This is a genomic window from Micromonospora sp. NPDC049662 (assembly GCF_040675055.1).
GTDB lineage: Bacteria > Actinomycetota > Actinomycetes > Mycobacteriales > Micromonosporaceae > Micromonospora.
The window spans coordinates 2556-24830 of the sequence record NZ_JBFAOC010000073.1 but is presented as its reverse complement, the minus strand read 5'-3'; the positions used below and the strand labels follow the sequence as shown (position 1 = coordinate 24830).

Here is a 22275-nt window from a genome sequence, read left to right as displayed (position 1 = left end):
AATAGGATTAGCCTCTAGCTAAGACGATTAGCTTGGAGGCTTCGATGACCGAGTACCTGAACGTGGACGGCGGCACCCTGGCGTACGAGGTGACCGGCGCCTCCGGGCCGCTCGTCGTGCTCGCCCACGGCATGGGTGACAGCCGCGAGGCGTACCGCTTCGTTGTGCCGCGCCTGGCGGCCGCCGGCTACCGGGTGGCCGCGGTCGACCTGCGCGGTTGTGGCGAGTCGAGCGTCGGATGGCGCTCCTACAGTCGCACCGACATCGCGGGTGATCTGCTCGCCATCATCCGCCACCTGGGCGGCCCGGCCGTGCTGGTCGGTCACTCGATCTCCGGCGGGGCCGCCACCATCGCCGCCGCCCGTGCCCCCGAGCTGGTCGCCGGCGTCGTCGAACTGGCCCCCTTCACCCGCAAGCAGTCGATCAAGCTAGGTGACCTGCGGGTCTCCCGTTACCGCAGGGGCATCGCCCGGCTGCTCGGCACCGGCCTGTTCGGCAGCGTCCGGCTCTGGCGCAGCTATCTCGACGTGGCCTACCCGGGCCGCAAGCCGGCCGACTGGGCCGCCCGCACGGCCCGGATCGACGCCATGATGCGCGAGCCCGGTCGGATGGCGGCGATGCGTGGGATGGGCCGGTCGGCGCCGACCGACGCCGGGGCGCAACTGGGTAACGTCCGCTGTCCGGTCCTGATCGTCGAGGGCGCGCTCGACCCGGACTGGGCCGACCCGCGCGCCGAGGGCGAGGCCATCGTGGCCGCGCTGCCGAGCGGGCGGGGGCGGCTCGAGATGGTCCAGGGCGCGGGTCACTACCCGCACGTGCAGTACCCCGACGAGGTGGTGACCCTCTTGCTCGCCTTCCTGGGCGCGCACGCCCGCGCCTGATCGGCGGTCAGGCCAGCAGTTGCTCCCGCATCCGCGCGCCCAGGTTGAACCGTCCCACCTGATGTCCGGCGTGCGGATCGTGGACGTCGAGGCTGTTGTTGCGGCGCATCAGCGCGCGGACCGGCGGCGGCAGTCGCGGTGGGTCGTCCATGGCCGCGAGGATCTGCGCGGCGCTCGCGATCAGTCGATCGACCAGGGCTGCCCCGTCGGTGTCCACCCGCACCCGGCCGTACTCCCAGCCGGCGGTGGTGAGGTCGAGCACCTCGAACATGTGGGTCACCAGCGGCGCCGGATCGGTCACCCGATCGAGCCGGGCCGCGCGACCGCCGACCACCGCGACAGCGGCGGCCACCTGTGCGTACGGGTGGAAGCCGCAGGGCAGCGCGAACAGCGGCCAGCGCAGTCCGGGGCCGGCCTCCGACCACAGTTGCCGGTAGTTGCGCCGGTGCACGAGGAGTCGCCGGCCCGTCCGACGGTGGATGTCCTGGGCCTGCGCCCGAAGATCGAGGTGTGCCTCGTCGGCGACCTGGTGCAGGACCCGGGCCGCGACCACCAGCCCGTCGTCCCCGCTCAGCATCCCGGTCGCCGCCTCGACCTGCGCGGGGAACGGGGTCCGTGCCCGCGGGCCGTATCCGTGCTGGAGGTCTCGCAGCAGCGTCTGCTGCCGCTCCGGGTCGAGCTGGATCCGCCCGCCGCCCAGCAGCCGCTGGAGCCAACGCATGTCGCCTCGTTTCAGCAGAGCCGTCCCGAACTGTCGCCATGCTATGCGGCGGGGGATCATCGCGTGTCGCAGGGGTGTGTGGTGAAGGCGAAATCCACATTCCAGCGTGTCATTTAGTGAGGCCTATCTATATTGACGTCTGTCGCCGACCGGGGACAGGATCTCGGCACCACCACCACCGCGATCTCCCTTGGGAGGCGTCATGTCCCGTCCCCGCCTGCCGCTCCTGCGGGCAGCCGCCCGAGTGGCCGCACTCGCCACGGCCACCGTCGGCGTCCTGCTCGCCGTCACCACACCCGCCAGCGCCGCGGTCCCCTCCGGCCGCTATGTCGCGCTGGGCGACTCGTACACCGCAGGTCCCCTGATCCCGACCCAGGTGGACCTCAACTGTCTACGGTCGAACCGCAACTATCCCTCCCTGGTGGCCGCGGCCGCCGGCTCGACGTCGTTCGCGGACGTGAGCTGCTCCGGGGCCACGACCGACGACATCCTCTACGGCGGCAGTGGTCAACTGGGCATCAACCTGCCACCGCAGCTCAACGCGGTCACCTCGAGCACGTCGTTGGTGACGGTGCAGATCGGCGGCAACGACATCGGCTTCTCCGGCATCATCGGCGAGTGCGCGGAGGCGAGCCTCAGCAGTCCCCTCGGCTCGCCGTGCAAGAACCGGTACACGGCCGGCGGCACCGACCAGTTGCAGGCCCGGATCGCGGCGACGGTGCCGAAGGTGACCACCGTGCTCCAGTCGATCCGCCGGGCCGCGCCCAGCGCGCGCGTCGTCGTCCTCGGCTATCCGGCGATCCTGCCCGACAGCGGGTACGGCTGCTGGCCGGTGGTGCCGATCGCGTACCAGGACGTGCCGTACCTGCGTGGCATCGAGAAGTCGCTCAACGCCATGCTGGCCAGCGCCGCGGGCGCGAACGGCGCCACCTACGCCGACGTCTACACGCCGTCGATCGGTCGGGACGCGTGCAAGAGCAGCGGCACCCGTTGGGTCGAGGGCCTGGTGCCGCAGAACTCCGCCGCGCCCTTTCACCCGAACGCCCGTGGTGAGCAGGGCATGAGCACCGCGCTGCTCGCCACCCTGAGCTGACCGGGCGCGACCGCCGCAGCCGGCCCCGCCGTACGACGGCGGGGCCGGACCGTCCGCACCGCCACCGCCGGGCACTGTCGGAGGTCCGTGCCAGGATCCTCGCCGTGGCTGGATGGGTGTACAACGACCGCCCCGCGGGCGTCCGCTTCCTGACCGAGCGGGTCGCCGAGCCGGGGCGCGCCGAGATCGAGGCCGAGATCTGGGACTGGGTCGTGCGCGGCTCCGACGACCCCGACGACTTCGTGGACTACCTCGACGGGGACGACGAGCGACACGGCGCCACCGACGACGACCTGAGATCGGCGTACGAGAGGGCGCTGACCGCCCGCCGCGAGCAGCAGCAGGGTTGGGGCGCGGTGCGCAGCAACCTGAACCGCGCGTTCGCCGAGCTCACCGAGGTCGGCGTGGTGGCCCGGGAAAACTTCAGCTGCTGCGGCACCTGCGCGTCCGCCGAGATCCACGACGAGCGCGACGACTCGCGGCACTGGCAGGGCTACCTGTGGTACCACCAGCAGGACACGGAGTCGCTGCTCGCCAGCGAGGACGGCGAGGTCTACCTCGGCTACGGCGTCTATCCGGCGGCGGATTTCGACGAGGCCGCCTATTCGGCCCTGCCGGAGGCCGAGCAGCAGGCCCGTTACCAGGCCGACCTGGAACGCCTACTGGACGAGGTCGCCTTCCCGGTGCTCCGCCGGCACGGCATGCGGGTGGAGTGGAACCGCAGGCAGTCGCAGCGGGTCCGGGTGACCGGCGCGCAGTGGTACACGCCCCTGCCGAGCGTCTGAGGCGGGTCGCGCGCCAGCCCTCACCGCCGTCGGTGGTCGTTGAGGCGGGCGGCCTGGCGGGTCAGGTGGTCCCGCTCGGCCAGGTTGGCCGCCTTACGGGCCGCCTCGGCGTAGAGCCGCGCCGCCGTCGCCAGGTCACCGGCGCGTTCGTGCAGGTACGCGGCCACCGCCGTGTACCGGGGCAGCGAGTCGTCCGACGCGGCGAGGGCCGCCAGCCCGGCTCGGGCACCGTCGGCCGCGCCGACCGCCACGGCGCGGTTGAGCCGGACGACCGGGCTGTCGGTCAGGCGTGCGAGCTCGTCGTACCACTCGACGATCTGCACCCAGTCGGTCTCCTCGGCGGTGGGAGCGTCGGCGTGCAGCGCCGCGATGGCGGCCTGCGCCTGGAACTCGCCGAGCCGGTCGCGGGCGAGGGCCGCCTGGAGGACGCCGACGCCCTCGGCGATGGCGGTCGTGTCCCATCGGTCGCGGTCCTGCTCCGCGAGCGGCACCAGGCTGCCGTCGGGGGCGATCCGGCTGGCACGGCGGGCGTGGTGCAGCAGCATGAGGGCGAGCAGTCCCGCCACCTCGGGATGGTCGATGGCGACCGCGAGCTGCCGGGTGAGCCGGATGGCCTCGGCGGCGAGGTCGACGGCACCGGTGTAGCCCTCGTTGAACACCAGGTAGAGCACGCGCAGCACGGTGGTCACGTCGCCGGGCTGGTCGAATCGTACGGTGGAGACGGTGCGTTTGGCCCGGCTGATGCGCTGCGCCATGGTCGCCTCGGGCACCAGGTAGGCCTGGGCGATCTGCCGGGTGGTCAGCCCTCCGACGGCGCGCAACGTGAGCGCGACCGCCGACGACGGCGTCAGCGAGGGGTGGGCGCAGAGGAAGTAGAGCGCAAGGGTGTCGTCCACCCCGCTCGTGGGACCGGGCGTCGGCTCGGTGTCCACGACGTCCTCCCGACGACGACGGGCGGCGTCCGCGCGGGCGGTGTCGAGGAACCGACGCCACGCCACGGTGATCAGCCAACCCTTCGGGTCGCACGGCGGGTCGGCCGGCCAGACGCGAACGGCCTCCACAAGCGCATCCTGTACGGCGTCCTCGGCCGCCGCGAAGTCAGCTCCGCGGCGGACGAGAACGGCGAGCACGCTCGGCGTGAGGCTCCGGAGCAGTGCCTGGTCCATCGCGCAGGTCACTCCGTGATGGTGGGCGGCTCGGTGAGGAAGGGGCGTACCTCGAGCCACTCGTGGATCGGCTTACCGCCCGCGCCCGGCGCGGCCGACAGCTCGCCCGCCAGCTCGACGGCGCGTTCGTAGCTGTCGACGTCGATCACCATCCAGCCGGCGATGAGGTCCTTGGTCTCGGCGAACGGGCCGTCGGTGACCGGCGGGCGTCCCTCTCCGTCGTAGCGGACCCAGGCTCCCTCGGGGGCGAGCGCCTGGCCTTCGATGAACTCGCCGCTCTTTTCCAGCCGGGCGGCGAAGTCGTGCATGTACCGCACGTGCGCCGTGATCTCCTCCGGCGTCCACTGGTCCATCGGCACGTCGTTCACTCCGACCGGACCGCCCCGGTAGTGCTTCAACAGCAGGTACTTCATCGTCGTGTTCCTCCTCGCTGGCGCGACCCGTTCCGGTCACGTTCACCCCGGGGACGACGCCGGGTGGTGGTTCTCGACATCATCGCCGAAAAAATCTTGGCGATGTCGCGGTCGGCACTGCTACCGAGGACCGGGTGGCCCGGTGCTGCCCCGGACGACGAGCGCCGTACTGAGCTCGTACCGTTCCTGGGGCAGCGCGTGATTGTCGGCCAGCGTCAACGCGAGGCGGGCGGCGGTGGCCCCGATCTCGGTGAACGGTTGTCGCACCGTGGTCAGTGGTGGCGACGTCCAGGTCGCCTGGTCCACGTCGTCGAACCCGACGACGCTGAGGTCCTCGGGGATCCGCCAGCCGACGTCGTGTGCCGCCGCGTAGACGCCGAGGGCCTGCAGGTCGTTGCCGCAGACGATGGCGGTGGGTGGTTCGGGCAGGGCCAGCAACTCGCGGCCGAGGTCCCGGCCGGCCACGAAACTGAAGACCCCCTGCCGTTCGAGGCTGTCATCGAAGCCGATGCCGGCATGATCCAGCGCGGCGCGGAAGCCGTCCAGGCGGGCCCGCGCCGCCAGGTCCTGCACCGGCCCGGTGAGTACCCCGATCCGCCGGTGGCCGAGGTCGAGAAGGTGCCGGGTGGCGGCGAGGGCGCCGCTCCAGTTGTTCGACCCGACGGCGGGGGTGGGGAAGTGTTCGCCGCCCGGGTCGATGGCGACCAGCGGTATGCCCATGGCGGCCAACTGCCGGCCGTGTTCGGCGGTGACGAGAGAACAGACCGCGATGACAGCGGTCGGATGCCGCAGCAGCAGAGGCTCCATCCAGGGCAGCCCCGCCGTCACGCGGTGGCGGAGGTCGACGAACCCGACGGTGCAGTGCCGCGCGTCGGCGACCTCCTGGATGCCGCGCAGGATCTCCAGCGCGATCGAGGGCAGCATGTGGTGAAAGAGCACCTCGACGCAGCGGGTTCTCACGGCGTGCTCCGGTCGGCGGTAGCCGTGGTCGCGCAACAGCGCCTCCACCCGCTGCCGGGTCTGTTCACCCACCCCGGCCCGGCCGTTGAGGACCTTGGACACCGTGGGCGGGGACACGCCGGCGAGCTCGGCGATCGTGGCGACGGGCAGGTCACCCCGCAGTGGCTTGCGGGGGCGGCGCCGCCGGCTCTCGTCGCTCACACGGCGAGTCTACGATCGCGGCACCGGTCGTTCAGCCGGGCGGACGCGCCATGGGACGGTAGTCGAACCAGTCGAAGGCCGCGACGCCGTCGGTCACGTACATGCCGATGACCCGGCCGGTGAAGCCGCCGGCGACCTCGGTGGAGAGGTAGCGTCCGTCGAGTTCGGCCAGCAGCACCCGACCCTCGGTGCTCTCCACCTCGAACGTGATCATGTCGCTGGTGGCGGCGCGTACCCCGAAGGGTTCGTCGGTGGCGGCGAGGCCGGCGGCGGACGTCACGGTCGGCGGGTAGAGATCGTGGGTCCGGGTAGCGATCGTCAGGATGAGCGGACCACGGGGTACGTCGAGCGTCGCGAAGACCTGCCGGAACGGTCCCACCCGGCCGAGCACGCGGACGACGGCGTCCTGGACCTCGAGGTCGTAGTGGTGCGCCTCGTCGATGCGCAGGGTGAGTCCGGCCGTGCCGCCGCCCGGATCGACTCGCACGCTGGCGCGGCAGTCATGGTGGCGTTGGCGGGCCGCCACGATCGTCGCGCCGGCGCGGTCCAGCGTCGTACCGGTGGCGTGCAGGGTGAGCCATCCGGGCCGCTCGGTCAACGACCAGGCCGCGTCGGGACGGGAGCGGGGCGAGACCCACCCGGGTGCGAGGCTGGTCGTGTCGAAGTCGTCGCGGTGCGCGCCCGGATCGGGTGGGGCGGCCAGGGCCGGCGGGCTGCCGGCGGGTGCGGCGGTGACCTCTCGGACGGGGTCGATCACGGGCCAGCCGTCGACCCAGCGGACCGGCACGAGGAACGTCTCGCGTCCGAGCACGTGGAAGGGCGGCCACTGGCCCTTCGGCCGGATCCCCAGCAGGACCATCCACCAACTGCCGTCCGCAGCCTGCACCAGGTCGGCGTGCCCGGCCGCCTGGACGGGCAGGTCAGTGCTCCGGTGGGTGAGGATCGGGTTGGTCGGCGCGGGCTCGAACGGCCCCCGAGGGCTGCGGGACCGGGCGACCGAGACGGCGTGACCGGTGTGGGTGCCGCCCTCGGAGAGCAGCAGGTACCACCATTCGCCGATCCGGTACAGGTGCGGCGCCTCCGGGTACTGCCCTCCGGTGCCGGACCAGAGCGCGATCGGACCCTCCCGCACCCGGCCCGTGTCCGGGTCGATCCGGTAGCCGTCCACTCCCGAGGTCGTCAGCCAGCAGGTGCCGTCATCGTCCCAGGCCAGGGACGGGTCGACGTGCGGCAGGTCGAGGTAGACCGGCTCCGACCATGGGCCGGTGGGATCCGCCGCGGTGACGATGAGATGCCGGCCAAGGCTGACGTTGGTGGTGATCACCCAGAAGCGGCCGTCGTGGTGGCGGATGGTCGGCGCGAAGATGCCTCCGGACGCGTCGGCGTCGGGCGGGATCTGCAACTGGCTGGCACGGTCGAGGACGTTACCGATCTGTCGCCAGGTGACCAGGTCCCGGCTGTGCAGGAGCGGCACCCCGGGGAAGTACTCGAAGCTCGAGCAGACGAGGTAGTAATCCTCGCCGACCCGGCAGACGCTCGGGTCAGGGTAGAAGCCGGGTACGACCGGGTTGTCGTAGCCCGCAACGGCCGACGAGCCTGAGGACACAGCTGCCACCTCCGAGCGGTCGGTGCCGAGATGTCGCGGTTTGTTCGCGATAACATCTCGTGGCTCCGGATGGTACGAACGAGCTGCGTCGATGGCAAGGTGTCCGGGCGGCCCGCCGGTGGCGCGCCCCTGCACGCCGATCCGAAACATGGTCGTCATCTATTGACGAGCAGCGTCGTCATCTACGAAGGTCTATGGAGGATGTATGGCGCGCCGCCGGGAGCCCGGTGCGCCGGGTCTCGGCTGTGAACGTTGCCAGAGGGTGCGAGCGGGCCGCGCCTGTTAACGCTAACAGCGAGCGCCCACCACGCGTCCCGGCCACCGCCGACCGTCCCCGCCAGGACTCGAACGGCAATCCGGCCGTGGGCACGTCCCCGCCATCGCGCCAATTCCGGCGGCGTCTCCAGCGGCGCCGTCCCCACCTGCGTGAGGTATCTGGCCTGCGCAGATTGGAGAGACCATGTCCGAAGTGACACGAAGAAACGTGCTACGCGCCGGTGCCGTGGGCGCCGGCGCCGCGCTGCTACCGGTCGCGTGGTCCGCCGTCGCCCGCGCCGGCTCGGTCGCGCCGCCGCAGGTGCTCGCCGCCAACGACATGGCTCTGTGGTACGACGAGCCGGCGGGCACCGACTGGCTCCGCGCGCTGCCGATCGGCAACGGGCGTCTCGGCGCGATGGTGTTCGGCAACGTCGACACCGAACGGCTGCAACTCAACGAGGACACCGTCTGGGCCGGCGGCCCGTACGACTCGGCCAACACCCGGGGCGCGGCCAACCTCGCCGAGATCCGGCGGCGGGTCTTCGCCGACCAGTGGACGTCGGCGCAGGACCTGATCAACCAGACGATGATGGGGAACCCGGGCGGTCAGCTCGCCTACCAGCCGGTGGGCAACCTGCGTCTCGCCTTCGGTTCGGCCAGCGGCGCGTCCCAGTACAACCGGACGCTCGACCTGACCACCGCCACCGTCACCACCACGTACGTCCTCAACGGCGTCCGATACCAGCGCGAGGTGTTCGCCAGCGCGCCCGACGGGGTGATCGTGCTCCGGTTGACCGCGGACCGCGCCAACTCGATCACGTTCAACGCCACCTTCGACAGCCCACAACGCACGACGATGTCGAGCCCCGACGCCGCCACGATCGCGGTCGACGGCATCTCCGGAGCCATGGAGGGCGTCAACGGGTCGGTGCGCTTCCTGGCGCTGGCCTCCGCCGCCGCGACGGGCGGGACGGTCAGCAGCTCGGGCGGCACCCTGCGCGTCTCCGGGGCCACGAGCGTGACCGTCCTGATCTCGATCGGGTCCAGCTACGTCAACTACCGCACGGTCAACGGCGACTACCAGGGCATCGCGCGTACCCGCCTCAGCGCCGCCCGCGGGGCGAGCTACGACCAGCTGCGCGGCCGCCATCTCGCCGACTACCAGGCCCTGTTCAACCGGGTGACCATCGACCTCGGGCGGACGGCAGCGGCCGACCAACCGACCGACGTGCGGATCGCCCAGCACGGGAGCACCAACGATCCGCAGTTCTCGGCCCTGCTGTTCCAGTTCGGCCGGTACCTGCTGATCTCCTCCTCGCGTCCGGGCACGCAACCGGCGAACCTGCAGGGCATCTGGAACGACTCGATGACGCCGCCGTGGGACTCGAAGTACACGATCAACGCCAACCTGCCGATGAACTACTGGCCCGCCGACACCACGAACCTGGCCGAGTGTTTCCTGCCGGTCTTCGACATGATCAAGGATCTGACGGCCACCGGTGCCCGCGTCGCCCAGGCGCAGTACGGCGCGGGCGGCTGGGTCACCCACCACAACACCGACGCGTGGCGGGGCGCCTCGGTCGTCGACGGCGCGTTGTGGGGGATGTGGCAGACCGGCGGGGCCTGGCTGTCCACGCTGATCTGGGAGCACTACCTGTTCACCGGCGACGCCGGTTTCCTGGCGGCCAACTATCCGGCGCTCAAGGGCGCGGCCCAGTTCTTCCTCGACACCCTGGTCGCTCACCCGTCGCTCGGTTACCTGGTCACCAACCCGTCGAACTCGCCCGAGTTGCCGCACCACTCGAACGCCAGCGTCTGCGCCGGGCCCACGATGGACAACCAGATCCTGCGGGACCTGTTCGACGCCGTGGCCCGGGCCAGCGAGGTGCTGGGCGTGGACACCACGTTCCGCTCCCAGGTGCGGACGGCGCGGGACCGGCTGGCCCCGATGAAGGTCGGCTCCCGTGGCAACGTGCAGGAGTGGCTCGCCGACTGGGTCGAGACCGAACGCAACCACCGACACGTCTCCCACCTGTACGGCCTGCATCCCAGCAACCAGATCACCAAGCGCGGCACCCCGCAGCTCTACGAGGCCGCCCGCCGGACGCTGGAACTGCGCGGCGACGACGGGACCGGCTGGTCCCTCGCCTGGAAGATCAATTACTGGGCCCGGCTGGAGGACGGAACCCGTGCCTACAAGCTCCTGAAGGACCTCGTCCGCACCGACCGGCTCGCGCCCAACATGTTCGACCTGCACCCACCGTTCCAGATCGACGGCAACTTCGGCGCGACGTCCGGCGTCGCCGAGATGTTGCTGCACAGCCACAACGGCGAGCTGCACCTGCTCCCCGCGCTGCCGAGCGCCTGGCCCACCGGCCAGGTCGCCGGCCTGCGCGGGCGCGGCGGGTACACCGTCGGCGTGGCCTGGACCAGTGGGCAGGCCGACGAGATCAGCCTCCGCGCCGACCGGGACGGCACCGTACGCCTGCGCGCCCGCCTCTTCAACGGGTCCTTCACGCTCGTCGACGTCGCCGACGGCAGCACCCCCAGCACCACCCGACCCGAAACGGATGTCGTGCAACTCGCCGTCCGCGCCGGTCACACCTACCGCGCGGCGCGGCCCGGTGTGACACCGTCACCGACGCTGACCAGCACGCCCTCGCCCACCGTCTCGCCGACCCCGAGTCCGACCGACACACCGAGCCCGATCCCGACGCCGACGCCGACCGTGTCGAGCACACCCTCGCCGTCCGGCGCGCGGGCGACGTACACGGTGACGAACGCCTGGTCGGGGGGGTTCCAGGGCTCGGTCACGGTGACCGCCGGAGCGACGGCGATCCGTGGCTGGACGGTCTCCTGGACCTTCCCCAACGGGCAGGCGATCAGCCAGATCTGGGGCGGCACGCACACCCAGAGCGGCGCGAGTGTGCGGGTGACGAACGTGGACTACAACGGGTCGTTGCCGGCCGGTGGCTCCACCACGTTCGGCTTCCTCGCCACCTCGACGGGGACCAACAACCCGCCGACCGACATCACCTGCACGACCACCTGACCCGCGCGTTCCCGCCCGCCGCCGGCCCCGCGCCGGCGGCGGGCCGGGCGTGTCGCCCAACCGTGGTCTACCCCGCCGCGCCGGCGTCCGTGCCTCGGGCCCTCGTGCGCCACCGCCATCGTCGCCACACGGCGACCACGAATGCCACGGCGACGAGGAGGGTGACGGCGCCCTTCCAGGCGCGCTCGAACCACGGTCGGTCGGTGCCGAACGCCGCCTCGCCGCTCGCCATGACCCACACGCCCACCCACGCCCACTCCCAGCCGCGCGGCCAGGAGAAATCCTGCGGCGGATCGGTGAACGCGCCGACCGCGGTGACTGCCGCACCGACGACGAAGAACAGCGGTACGCCGATATCCGTGACGAACTCCCAGGGCGACACGTCCCGATCATCGCTGGTGGGTGCACGGCCCACCAGAGCGTGCTTCAGGAGACCGCCGCGCGCACCAGCTCGACGATCCGCTTCTCCACCTCGGGGCTCCACGCGCGCAGGGCGTACGACACCGGCCAGAAGTCGCCGTCGTCGAGGTTGGCCGGGTCCTGGAAGCCCAGCGTCGAGTACCGGTAGTTGAACTTGCCGGAGTCCTGATAGAAGACGACGATCTTGTCGGCGGCGTTCGCGTACGCGGGCATCCCGTACCACGTCTTCGGCGACAGCTCGGGCGCGGCGGTGGTGACCGCCACGTGCACCCGCTCGGCGAGCGCGCGGTCGTCCGGCGCCATCTGCGCGATCCGGTCGAGGACCGCCTGTAACCCGTCGGCCTTCTTGGCGCCCTTCTTGCCCTCGGCACGCAGCTCTGCCGCACGCTCCTTCATCGCGGCACGCTCCTCGGCGCTGAAGCCGGCGGAATCGGTCGTGGAGGACTTCTCGGACATGTCGGGCTCCCTCTCGCTCGTCGTGGTTCGGCATCCTGCCGGCCACCTGGGAAAAGGCTAGGCCCGGACAGCGCCCGGGAGCTTCTTGATTCCTGACCGGCTCGGGGCGGGGTGCGCCGGGCGGGACCTCCGGGTCGCTTCGCCGAGCGCCTATGCTCGGACCCGGGTCAGGGCGCGTCCCCGGCGGGGCAGGGATCGATTCGAGGGCGGCGGATGAACATCGGGGAGATCGCCCGACGGGCGGGGGTGTCCCGCAGCACGGTCTCGTACGTGCTCAGCGGCAAGCGGACGGTGTCGGAGGCGACCCGGCAGCGGATCCAGGCGGTCATCGACGAGCTGGACTACCGGCCGAACGCCAGCGCCCGTGCGCTGAAGGAGGGGCGTACGCGCACCCTCGGGCTGGTGATCCCACCGGCCAGCCAACGATTGACCGACATGCAGTTGGGCTTCGTCGCCAGCGTCGTCGAGGCCGCCGCCCGACACGACCTCGACGTGCTGCTGTCCCCGTCGGGAGGCGACCACGACCGTTCGTTCGAGCGGATCGTCACCGGGCGTCGCGTCGACGGCGTCGTGCTGATGGAGATCCGGTTGGAGGACGACCGGGTGACCCGGCTGGCTCGCGCTGGTCTGCCGTTCGTCACGATCGGTCGCACGGCCGAGGCGCACGGCATGAGCTGGGTCGACATCGACTACGCCGGGTTGATCGCACGCTGCGTGCACCACCTGGCCGACCTGGGGCACCGCCACGTGGCCCTGGTGAACCGCTCCGCCGAGCTGGTGGCGGCGGGTTACGGTCCGAGCCACCGAGCCCTGGCCGGCTTCCAGGCGGCGGTGGCGGAGCGGGGCCTCGCCGGCATCGACGTCTGCTGCGGCGACGACACCGCCTCCGGCGAGGCCTGCGTGGAGCAGTTGCTCGTCACACATCCGGAGGTCACGGCCGTGGCCACCATCAACGAGGCGGCGCTGCCCGGGATGCAGCGCGCGCTGACCGGCGCCGGGTTGGCCGTGCCGGCGGACTTCTCCGTCACCGGCGTCGCCGCCCAGCACTGGGCAGAGGACTTCCGGCCGGCGCTGACCGCCGCGGACGTACCCATGCGGGACATGGGCGCGGAGGCGGTGTCACTGCTGCTGGAGATCATCGCGGCCCCCGGCAGCGTGCCGCGGCACCGCCTGTACAGCCCACCCATCTCGCTGCGGTCCAGCACGGGCCCGGTCCGGGCTCGCTGATCCGGCCCGCTCCCGCCGGCCGCGCGACCACGCCGGCCGCGCGACCACGCCGGCCGCACGCCACCACGCCGGCCACGCGCGAACTCGCCGGCCGCACGCCACCACGCTGGCCACGCGCGAACACGGCGGCCGCGCGTGACCACGCCGGCCGCGCGTGACCACGTTGGCCACGCGCGAACACGCTGGCCCGGTCAGCGCCGCGCGGCCCGGCGCTCCTGCTGGGCGGCGGCGAGGATGAGGTAGCTGCTGGCGGTCCAGGTGTACGCGCGGTCGCGCAGCCCCGCGCCGGTCTCGGCGTCGAAGTTCTCCGCGAAGCCCGATTTCTCGCAGAGCGCGAGGAAGCGCTGGCTGATGTCGTCGGCGATCGCGGTGTGCCCGGCCCGCCGCAGGCCGTCCTCGACCAGCACGGTGGAGGGCGCCCAGATCGGGCCCCGCCAGTAGCCGTCGGCGAGGTAGTGGGTCGAGTCCGTCGGCTCGGTCGCCAGCCCGTGGGTGGTGAGGTGGGCCTCGACGCCCCGGGCCAGCGCGTCGGTGATCGGGGTGGGCAGGTCGGCGCCGAGCGCGACCGGCATCAGGTCGAGCAGGCTACGGCTGGTCCGCCGCTGCCCGGTGTGCGGGCTGCGGGCGGCGAAACGCTCACCGTCCCACAGCTCCCGGAGCATCGCCGCCCGGATCCGGTCGGCCTCCCGGGACCACCGGTCGGCCTCTTCGCCCAGCTCGGTGGCGAGGTCGGCCAGGCAGTCCAACTGCGAGACGAGGAATGCGGCCAGATCGGCGGTCTGCAGGACCCGGTGGTCGTCGAACGTGGTGGCGTTGTCCCAGCCGCTGTCGTTGCCGTGCTGGTAGTGCGGTAGCTCCTGGCCGGGTGCGCGGCGCGCGTCCAGCCAGAATCCGGTCCACCGGGCCAGCCGGTCGTACGTCTGCGCGAGCGCCGTCCGATCCGGCGGGTGGGGGAGACGTCGGCGCAGGTGCCGCAGCGCCCAGCCGTGGATCGGGGGTTTGACGTAGTTGTGCAGGACCTCGGAGTGGGTGACCGAGTCGGGGAGGGCGCCCGCGGCGTCCTGGTGGTCGAAGGGCAGGTGGAACTGGTGCCAGGCCAGCTCCGGCTCGCCGGCCGCCAGGGCGATCGCGTTGAAGCAGTGGTCCCAGCTCCACACCTTGTCCATCCAGTGCTTGGACATCAGGACGGCGGGTCGGGTGACGAAGCCCGCCGGGTCGACGGTGGCGGACCACAGCACGTACGCGGCCAGTTCGGCGGCCGGGGTGTCCTCGCCGCGCCACGGCGCGACCGCGTCGACGAACGCGGCGAACTCGGCGCTCCGGTCGTGGCACACCTGGTCGAAGGCGACGGCCGTGGCGTAGGGCTGGCGCGCGGTGGCGTACTCCTCGATGGCGATCTCCCAGGGCTCGTCACCGGCGAGGTCCAGGGACCGGTCGGCGGTGCCGAGCGCCTCGACGCCGTCGGCGCGGCGCAGCGCGCCGGCCAGGACCGTGACCCGGTAGCGACGCCCGGTCTCGTACGAGGTGAAGACGTGCGAGCCGTCGACCGGGTCGCGGTAGAGGTAGCTGCCGCTGAACGGGGTGAGCGTGTCCGCCGCCGCGGCGATCCGCAGGCCGAGCTGCCGGCCCCGGATCCGCAGGGTGTCCGGTCCGTCGAAGACGGCCTCGACCCGACCGGGACCGGCATGCCAGGTCAGCAGCGCGGGCGTGGCGACGACGGTGGTGTCCGGGGCGCCGGGGCAGAGGCGTAGCACCGGGTGCAGCCCGGTCTGGTGCGACACCAGGTGCAGGTCGTCGGCGTACGTCTTCTCGGCGACCACGGGGGAGATGTTGAGCCAGGATCCCCGATAGCTGAACGGGATGTCCTGGATGGCGAACTCCGGACCGGGCGGGGCGACAGTCATGGGTGGCGGCTGCCTTTCTGTGGTGCGGGTGGTCAGTCCTTGACGGCGCCGGCGGTCACGCCCATCGAGACGTACCGCTGAGCCAGGATCAACAGCACGGCTGCGGGGACGGAGGCGACCACAGCGGTGGCCATGATGGCGTTCCACTGCTGGTTGTTGTTGCCGATGTAGTGGTAGATGCCGAGGGTGATCGGTTGGTGGTCGCCGCCACCGGCGAGGGTCGAGGCGAAGATGAAGTCCGACCAGGACCACAGGAACGCGAACAGCGACACCGTGACGATCGAGTTGCGGCTGACCGGCAGCACGATCGACCAGAAGGTGCGTAGCTGGCCCGCGCCGTCGACCACGGCGGCTTGGAGCAGCTCGTCGGGGATGCCCGACATGAAGGCCGTGAAGATCAGTACGGCGAACGGCACCGCGAGTGTGGTGTCGGCCAGGATCAGGCCGGGCAGCGTGTTCAGGACGCCGAGGGTGAGGTAGATGGCGTAGAAGCCCATCGCCATGATGATCCCGGGGATCATCTGGGCGATCAGCAGCAGGAAGCTCAGCATCGGGCCGCCGGGTGGGCGCAGCTTCGCGAGCGCGTATCCTGCGGGGGCGGCGAGCGCCACCGTCAGCGCCACCGTCCCGAGGCCGACCACGAAGCTGGTGCCGAGGTAGGGGAGCTGCTGGTCGAGGACGGCCCGGTAGCCGTCCAGCGTGCCGTTCGTCGGGAACAGGTGCGGCGGGCTGGCCCGCATGTCCTGGTCCCGGGTGAACGACACGTTGATCATCCAGTAGACGGGGAAGAGCATCAGCCCGGTCAGCGCCAGGCCGACGAGGGTCTTCCACCAGACTCGACGCGGTGACGTGGTCATCGTAGGTGCTGCCTCCGTTGGAACCGGATGTAGACGAGCCCGGCGACCAGCGCCAGCACGATGAGCAGGTTGCCGACGGCCGCGCCCGGCCCGAACTCGGGCAGCAGGTTGCCGAAGCCCAGACGGTAGGACCAGGTGGCGAGCGTGGCGGAGGAGCCGCTGGGGCCGCCCCTGGTCATGATCCAGATGATGTCGAAGACCTTCAGCGTGTAGATCAGCCCGAGCAGCAGCGTGATCGCGGAGACCGGGCGCAGCAGCGGGAACGTGATCGACCAGAACCGTTGCCAGCCGGTCGCGCCGTCGAGCGCGGACGCCTCGTACACCTCGACCGGGATCGCCTGCAGGCCGCTGTAGAGCACCACCAGGTTGAAGGGGATCCCGATCCAGATGTTGGCGATGATCACCGACGTGAGCGACCACGTCGGCGACGTGAGCCAGTTGACCGGGTCGACCCCCACCACGCCGAGCGCGGCGTTGACCAGGCCCGAGTCGCTGTTGAGCAGCCACGACCAGGTCGAGGCGGACACGATCAGGGGCAGCAGCCACGGTACGAGGATCAGCGCCCGCAGGGTGCCCGACAGCGGGAAGTGCTGGCGGAAGAAGAGCGCCAGGGCCATGCCGATGCCGAACTGGAAGACGAGCGACGCGCCGGTGAACACCAGGGTGTGCGTCAACGTCGGCCAGAACGCCGGATCGGTCAGGACGGTGCGGTAGTTGTCCAGGCCGGCGAAGGGCGCGCCACCCTGCACGAAGGACCGGACGGTGTACTCGCGCAGGCTCAGCTCGACGTTGCGATAGAGCGGGTAGGCGTAGAAGGCCAGCAGGTAGACGACCGTCGGCGCCAGGAAGCACCACGCCAGCCAGCGGCCGGGTCGACGGGTACGGGGCGCGGCGGGCCCGGGTGGGGCGGCGTCGGCCGCCCCACCGTCGCTCCGCGTGGTACTGGAGGTCTGCGTCGTGGGGGTCATGTCGTCGCGTCGGCGCGCTTACTTGCTCGCGGCCGTGGCCTGCGCGGCGGTCAGCGCCTCCTGCGGCGACTTCCCACCGCTCAGAGCCGCCTGCACGGCGCTCCACAGGGGCTCGGAGATCTTCGGGTACTTCGTGCCGAGGTTGTCGCCGGTGCGACCCTTGGCCGCCCGGACCGCCTCGACCCAGACCTTGAGCTTGGGGTTCTCGGTGGCCTGCCGGTCCTGCACGGCGGCCACCGGTGCGACGTAGGAGAGGGTGGTGTCGGTGGTCAGGAGGTTGTCGGCGCTGGTCAGGCAGGTGACGAGCTGCTGCGACGTCGCGTACCGGCCGGTTTTCTTCTGTACCGGGATGGAGACGAACTCACCACCGGTCGGCGCCGGGGCCGGCCCACCCGCGCTGGCCGGAATCGCGATGGTGCCGTACGAGAAGCCGAGCTTCTCGGCGTTGGCGAGCTGCCAGGTGCCGTTCTCGGCGAACGCGAAGTCGCCGGTGGCGAACTCCTGCCAGCTCGTGGTCTGGGTGTTGTTGATGACGGAGTTCGGGGCCAGCCCCTGCTTCAGCCAGTCGCTCCACAGCGTCAGCGCGGAGACCGCCTGTGGCGAGTCGAGGCTGGTCAGCTGCGCACCCGAGCCCCAGAACCAGGGCAGGAACTGGAAGCTGCCCTCCTCGGTGCCGATTGCGGAGAAGGTGATGCCCTTCTTGCCCTTGGCCTTGACCTTCGTGAGCGCCGTGGTCAGCGACGTCCAGTCGGTGACCGAGGCCGGGTCGACGCCGGCGGCGGTCAGCAGGTCCTTGTTGTAGTAGAGCGCGAGCGTGTTGGCGCCGATCGGCACGCCGTACGTCTTGCCGCCACTCTGTCCCGCGCCGAGCAGGTTCTTCTCCATGCTCGAGGTGTCCAGCTTGTTCTCCTCGGTCGTGGTGAGCGCGCCGGCCTCGGCCAGGGTCGAGATGACCGGGTTGTCGACGATCAGCACGTCCGGCGAGTTGCCCTGCTGGGCCGCGAGCAGCGCCTTGTTGGTCAGGTCGGTGGTGTCGTAGCCGGTCCGCTCGACCGTCACGCCCGCCGAGGTTCCGCACTTCTTGAGCAGGGCGACCCAGTCGGAGTCGTCGGCGAACTGGGGGTAGGGGTCCCAGACGAGGTAGGCGCCGCCGCCACCGTCGTCGTTGCCGGAGCCTCCGGACGACGAGCAGGCGCTGGTCGTCACGGCGGCGAGTGCTATCACGGCCACGGCGGCCAGTCGCCGCCGTCGGTTGAGTCGTGTCATGTGCTGCCTCACTTCAACTCGATCGGGTGGTGGGGTCGTGGGTTGACCGTCGCGGGCCGGACCGGGTCCGACCATGAGGCGAACCGATTCGACGAACCGGTTCGCACGAAGATAGGACCGTCCGTGTTCGGTGGTCAAGAGTTGCCCGGCAGCCCTCGTGAGGAGCACCGGGAAACACCGGCTTTACCGGACCGTCACTTCATTGACATGAGTGAGTCTCCGACCTACGATCCGAGCGAATCGATTCGCAAGCGCAGCCCTCCGGAGAGCGTCCCCCGCGCCCCACCAAGGAGCCGCCCGTGAAAACCCCGTCCCGCAGCAGGCCCGGCCGAGCGCGCGCGCTCGTCGCCCGACTCGCCGTCGGCCTGCTCGCCGCCACCACGGCCGTCACCGTCGCCGCGTCCCCCGCCCAGGCCGCCGACGAGTCGATAAGCGTGAACTTCTCCACGACCACCGGCACACCGACCTACCGTGCGTCCGGCTGGATCTACGGCATGACCGAGAACGCCAGCGGCCCACCCGACCACTTCTACCGCGACGTCAACTTCCGCTACATGCGGGCCGGCGGCGCGCAACTGCCCGGCAGTGGCTGGGTCGGCGGAAACTACGACCGCCGCTGGAACGCCACCCTCGCCCAGGCCCGCCGGACCGTCGCCCTCGGCGGGCAGTTCATCCTGCTGCCGCACGATCTGTGGGGCGCCGACGGTGCCGGCATCTCGCGCTTTCCCGGCGACAACGGCAACTGGACCGACTACGACAACTTCCTGAACCGCGTCATCGGCGACGTCCGGGCGTCCGGGCTGACCGTGCAGTGGGACATCTGGAACGAACCCAACATCACCATCTTCTGGAACCGGCCGATCTCCCAGTACCTCGAGCTCTGGCGACGCACGTACCAGCGGCTCCGCACGGAGTTCCCCAACCAGCTCATCGTCGGGCCGAGCTGCGCCTGCGTGCCGTCGACCTCGCACGCGTTCTGGAACCAGTACCTCGACTTCGTCCGCTCGACGAACACCGTGCCGGACATCATCAGCTGGCACTCCCTGCCGGGTGACCCGGTCGCCAACGTCGCGGCCGCCAACGCCACCCTCGATCCGCGCGGAATCGCGCACCCCCGCCCGTACCAGATCAACGAGTACGGGGCGTCCAACGAGCAGAACCCGGCCGACGGCGCCTGGTACATCTCGCGTCTGGAGCGGGCCGGCGCGGACGGTCTGCGCGCCAACTGGGCCAGCGCCGGCAACCTGCACAACGACCTCGGCAACCTGTTGGTCCGCAACTCGGCCGGTCAGCACCAGCCCAAGGGGGAGTGGTGGGTCTACCGCTACTACGCCTCCCAGGCCGGGGAGATCGTGGCGGTGAACGGCAGCCAGTCCTACGACGCGTACGCCACGAAGGCGAGCGGGGTGGCGAAGGTCCTGGTCGGCGGCGGTCGTACGACCGGAAACCTGGCCGTCAACCTGCAACGTCTCGACACGACGAGCGGCGTGGTGCAGAACAACCAGGTGCGGGTGCTCACGCAGCGCATCCCGTACAACAACGGTGGCGCGGTGCAGGGGCCCGTCACGGTCTCGAACACCGTCGTCAACCTGTCCAACAACAACGCCACCGTGAACCTGCCGTACGGCAACCAGAACGACACGTACACGGTGACCCTGCTGCCGCCCTCCGAGGCGGGCTTCCAGTCGGTGGCGGTGGCCCAGCACTCCCAGCAGTGCCTGGACAACACCAACCTGAGCACCGCCGACGGCAACGCGCAGCAGCAGTTCTACTGCGAGGGCGGTGACCAGCAGCTCTGGAACTTCCGGCCGGTCGCCGGCGTGGCCAACACGTACACGGTGGTCAACCAGCAGAGCGGCAAGTGTCTCGACGTCAGCGGCGCTTCCACCGCCAACTCCGCCGCAGTGATCCAGCGGACCTGCCAGAACGCGACGAACCAGCAGTTCGCCCTCCGGAAGGTGACCTACTCCGGCAACGATGCGCACGACTACCAACTCGTGGCCCGGCACAGCGGCAAGTGTGTCGACGTCAACGGGGTCTCCACGGCGGCCCGCGCGTCGGTCATCCAGTGGCCCTGCAACGCGGTCACCCAGGGCAGCCCGCTAAACCAGACCTGGCGTCTCTGGGGTCGGTAGGCGACGCGCGTGAACCCCGGCGGTGGCCGCCGGCACGGACGGCCACCGCCGGATTCCCGCCGACCGGGCTTTCATTGACACTGATCAAAATCCGCTCCTACGATCGCTACGAATCGATTCGCCCGCCCCGCCACCACCCTGCGGCGCGTCGGCACACCCCGTGCGCTGCCACGACTCTCCAGGAGCCACCCTGTGCGTACCCCGTCCCCCACCGGGCCCGGCCTGGCCCGCGATCCCATCCCGAGACGTCGCCCCGGGCGCCTGGCCATGCTGGCCGGCGCGTTGGCCGGCGCCCTCGTCCTCGTCACCGTCGGCGCCACGGCCGGTGCCTCGTCGTCCGCCGCGGAGGCCGCGGCGATGGCGGCGGCCATCGCGCCGGGGCAGAGCACCACCATCGTCGGCGCGGCCTCGGGCCGGTGCCTGGAGGTCCCCAACTCCAGCACCGCCAACGGCACCCAGACCCAGCTCTGGGACTGCAACGGCGCGGCCGGCCAGACCTGGACCTGGACGTCGAGCAAACAGCTCTCGGTGTACGGCAACAAGTGCCTGGACGCCTCCGGCCGCGGCACCACCAACGGCACCCAGGCGATCATCTGGGACTGCAACGGCCAGACCAACCAGCAGTGGAACGTCAACAGCAACGGCACCATCACCGGAGTGCAGTCCGGGCTGTGCCTCGACGCCAACGGGGCCGGCACCGCGAACGGCACCAAGGTCATCCTCTGGGCCTGCAACGGTGGCGCCAACCAGCAGTGGGCCTCGCCGACCACCCCGCCGACCAGCGTCCCGCCGACCACGGCGCCGCCGACCAGCCCGCCGCCGGGCGGTGCGCGCCCGTGTGACATCTACGCCTCCGGTGGCACCCCGTGCGTGGCGGCCCACAGCACCACGCGGGCCCTCTACGGGACGTACGCCGGCAACCTCTACCAGGTCCGGCGCTCGTCGGACAACACGACCCGCAACATCGGGCTGACCGGTACGGGCGGCACCGCCAACGCGGCGACGCAGGACTCGTTCTGCGCCGGCACGACCTGCGTGATCACGGTCGTCTTCGACCAGTCCGGGCGCGGTAACGACCTCTGGTACCAGGGATCGAGCGTGGTTCCGGGCTCGCCGCAGAGCAGGCCGGCCACGGCGACCACCGAGTCCCTGACGGTGGGCGGCAGCAAGGCGTACTCGCTCTACATCAACCCGGGCAACAGCTACTGGCGGGACGGTCACCTGACCGGCGTGCCGACCGGCGCCGCGCCCGAGGGCATGTACATGGTGACCAGCGGCACGCACGTCAATAGCGGCTGCTGCTTCGACTACGGCAACAGCGAGACGACCCGCAAGGCCGACGCCGCCGGTGCGATGGACGCCATCAACTTCGGCAAGCAGTGCTGGTTCGGCGGCTGCTCGGGCAGCGGCCCGTGGGTGCAGGCCGACCTGGAGTGGGGTCTGTTCCCGGGTGGCAGCAGCTCGTGGAACCCGAACCAGCGGGCGTTCACCAGCAAGTTCGTCACCGCGACGCTGAAGAACAACGGCACGTCCCGCTTCGCGATGAAGGGCAGTGACGCGCAGTCCGGTGGCCTGTACACGCTGTGGGACGGCTCGCTGCCGTCCGGCTACAGCCCGATGAAGAAGCAGGGCGCGATCATCCTGGGCAGCGGCGGCGACTGCTGCAAGCCCGACGGCGGCGCGAACCTCAGCGCCGGCACGTTCTACGAGGGCGCGATGGTCGCGGGCTACCCGTCCGACGCGACCGAGAACGCGGTCCAGTCCAACGTGGTGAGCGCCGGCTACCGCTGACGACGATCAGGACACCGAGTCCCCCGCCGCCCCCCCCGCCCGCGGGGGCCCCCCCCCCCCCAGAGACCACGGGGGGCGGGGCGGGGGCCGGCGGGGGGGAGGGCGGCGCGGGCCC

18 protein-coding genes are annotated in these 22275 nt (G+C 71.2%); 7 read left to right on the top strand and 11 right to left on the bottom strand.

Features of this window, described 5'->3' with window-relative positions; translation table 11 throughout:
* Window positions 1–44: 44 nt before the first annotated feature.
* Window positions 45–881 (top strand): alpha/beta hydrolase, encoded by an 837-nt coding sequence (locus AB0J36_RS31260; RefSeq protein WP_363661472.1) that lies wholly within the window; start codon window positions 45–47, stop codon window positions 879–881.
* Between the two features lie 7 nt (window positions 882–888).
* On the opposite strand, the gene AB0J36_RS31255 is transcribed toward AB0J36_RS31260, so the two are convergent.
* Window positions 889–1602: a hypothetical protein gene (locus AB0J36_RS31255; protein ID WP_363661471.1), complete on the bottom strand. Its 714-nt coding sequence runs from the start codon at window positions 1600–1602 to the stop codon at window positions 889–891.
* 202 nt (window positions 1603–1804) lie between these two features.
* Here AB0J36_RS31255 and AB0J36_RS31250 point away from each other — a divergent pair, with 202 nt between their 5' ends.
* Together AB0J36_RS31250 and AB0J36_RS31245 are read left to right on the top strand one after the other, a co-directional pair.
* Window positions 1805–2695 carry an SGNH/GDSL hydrolase family protein gene (locus AB0J36_RS31250; protein WP_357120540.1) on the top strand — a complete coding sequence of 297 codons (891 nt, stop codon included), beginning with the start codon at window positions 1805–1807 and terminating at the stop codon, window positions 2693–2695.
* Window positions 2696–2799: 104 nt separating this feature from the next.
* A complete protein-coding gene (locus tag AB0J36_RS31245) occupies window positions 2800–3480 on the top strand; it encodes a hypothetical protein (RefSeq protein ID WP_363661470.1) in 681 nt (226 codons plus the stop codon).
* A 20-nt stretch (window positions 3481–3500) separates the two neighbouring features.
* Here AB0J36_RS31245 and AB0J36_RS31240 read toward each other — a convergent pair whose 3' ends face one another.
* From AB0J36_RS31240 to AB0J36_RS31225, 4 genes are all read right to left on the bottom strand, one after another.
* Complete coding sequence (locus AB0J36_RS31240) at window positions 3501–4646, bottom strand: DUF6596 domain-containing protein (RefSeq protein WP_363661473.1); 1146 nt, start codon at window positions 4644–4646, stop codon at window positions 3501–3503.
* 8 nt (window positions 4647–4654) lie between these two features.
* Window positions 4655–5059, bottom strand: a complete 405-nt coding sequence (locus AB0J36_RS31235) for a YciI family protein (RefSeq protein ID WP_357120534.1) — start codon at window positions 5057–5059, stop codon at window positions 4655–4657.
* Between the two features lie 120 nt (window positions 5060–5179).
* Window positions 5180–6220: a LacI family DNA-binding transcriptional regulator gene (locus AB0J36_RS31230; protein ID WP_357120530.1), complete on the bottom strand. Its 1041-nt coding sequence runs from the start codon at window positions 6218–6220 to the stop codon at window positions 5180–5182.
* A gap of 31 nt (window positions 6221–6251) precedes the next feature.
* Window positions 6252–7826, bottom strand: coding sequence for a glycoside hydrolase family 43 protein (locus AB0J36_RS31225; RefSeq protein ID WP_363661469.1), 1575 nt, complete (start codon window positions 7824–7826; stop codon window positions 6252–6254).
* 460 nt (window positions 7827–8286) lie between these two features.
* On the opposite strand from AB0J36_RS31225, the gene AB0J36_RS31220 reads away from it, so the two are divergent.
* Window positions 8287–11136 (top strand): glycoside hydrolase N-terminal domain-containing protein, encoded by a 2850-nt coding sequence (locus AB0J36_RS31220; protein WP_363661468.1) that lies wholly within the window; start codon window positions 8287–8289, stop codon window positions 11134–11136.
* Window positions 11137–11203: 67 nt separating this feature from the next.
* Here AB0J36_RS31220 and AB0J36_RS31215 read toward each other — a convergent pair whose 3' ends face one another.
* A complete protein-coding gene (locus AB0J36_RS31215; RefSeq protein WP_357120520.1) occupies window positions 11204–11551 on the bottom strand; it encodes a hypothetical protein in 348 nt (115 codons plus the stop codon).
* A gap of 11 nt (window positions 11552–11562) precedes the next feature.
* On the bottom strand, window positions 11563–12012 hold the full coding sequence (locus AB0J36_RS31210) for a hypothetical protein (RefSeq protein WP_357120517.1): 450 nt from the start codon (window positions 12010–12012) through the stop codon (window positions 11563–11565).
* Between the two features lie 213 nt (window positions 12013–12225).
* Between AB0J36_RS31210 and AB0J36_RS31205 the strand changes: the two genes are divergently transcribed.
* The gene (locus AB0J36_RS31205) at window positions 12226–13239 is read left to right on the top strand and encodes a LacI family DNA-binding transcriptional regulator (RefSeq protein WP_357120513.1); all 1014 of its coding nucleotides are present in this window, start codon (window positions 12226–12228) and stop codon (window positions 13237–13239) included.
* A gap of 191 nt (window positions 13240–13430) precedes the next feature.
* Here the strand turns inward: AB0J36_RS31205 and AB0J36_RS31200 are convergent, their stop codons facing one another.
* Genes AB0J36_RS31200 through AB0J36_RS31185 form a run of 4 tightly spaced genes read right to left on the bottom strand, consistent with a single transcriptional unit; the run spans window position 13431 to window position 18234 of the window.
* The gene (locus AB0J36_RS31200) at window positions 13431–15143 is read right to left on the bottom strand and encodes a trehalase family glycosidase (protein WP_357120510.1); all 1713 of its coding nucleotides are present in this window, start codon (window positions 15141–15143) and stop codon (window positions 13431–13433) included.
* Window positions 15144–15175: 32 nt separating this feature from the next.
* Window positions 15176–16000: a carbohydrate ABC transporter permease gene (locus AB0J36_RS31195; protein ID WP_363661467.1), complete on the bottom strand. Its 825-nt coding sequence runs from the start codon at window positions 15998–16000 to the stop codon at window positions 15176–15178.
* Window positions 15997–16968, bottom strand: a complete 972-nt coding sequence (locus tag AB0J36_RS31190; RefSeq protein WP_357120504.1) for a sugar ABC transporter permease — start codon at window positions 16966–16968, stop codon at window positions 15997–15999. The genes AB0J36_RS31195 and AB0J36_RS31190 overlap by 4 nt, the downstream gene beginning before the upstream one ends.
* A gap of 18 nt (window positions 16969–16986) precedes the next feature.
* Entirely contained in the window at window positions 16987–18234 is a 1248-nt protein-coding gene (locus AB0J36_RS31185) for an extracellular solute-binding protein (RefSeq protein WP_357120501.1), read from the bottom strand.
* A 299-nt stretch (window positions 18235–18533) separates the two neighbouring features.
* Between AB0J36_RS31185 and AB0J36_RS31180 the strand changes: the two genes are divergently transcribed.
* Window positions 18534–20369, top strand: a complete 1836-nt coding sequence (locus AB0J36_RS31180; protein WP_363661466.1) for an RICIN domain-containing protein — start codon at window positions 18534–18536, stop codon at window positions 20367–20369.
* 192 nt (window positions 20370–20561) lie between these two features.
* Window positions 20562–22160 (top strand): arabinofuranosidase catalytic domain-containing protein, encoded by a 1599-nt coding sequence (locus AB0J36_RS31175; RefSeq protein WP_357120495.1) that lies wholly within the window; start codon window positions 20562–20564, stop codon window positions 22158–22160.
* Window positions 22161–22275: the final 115 nt, after the last annotated feature.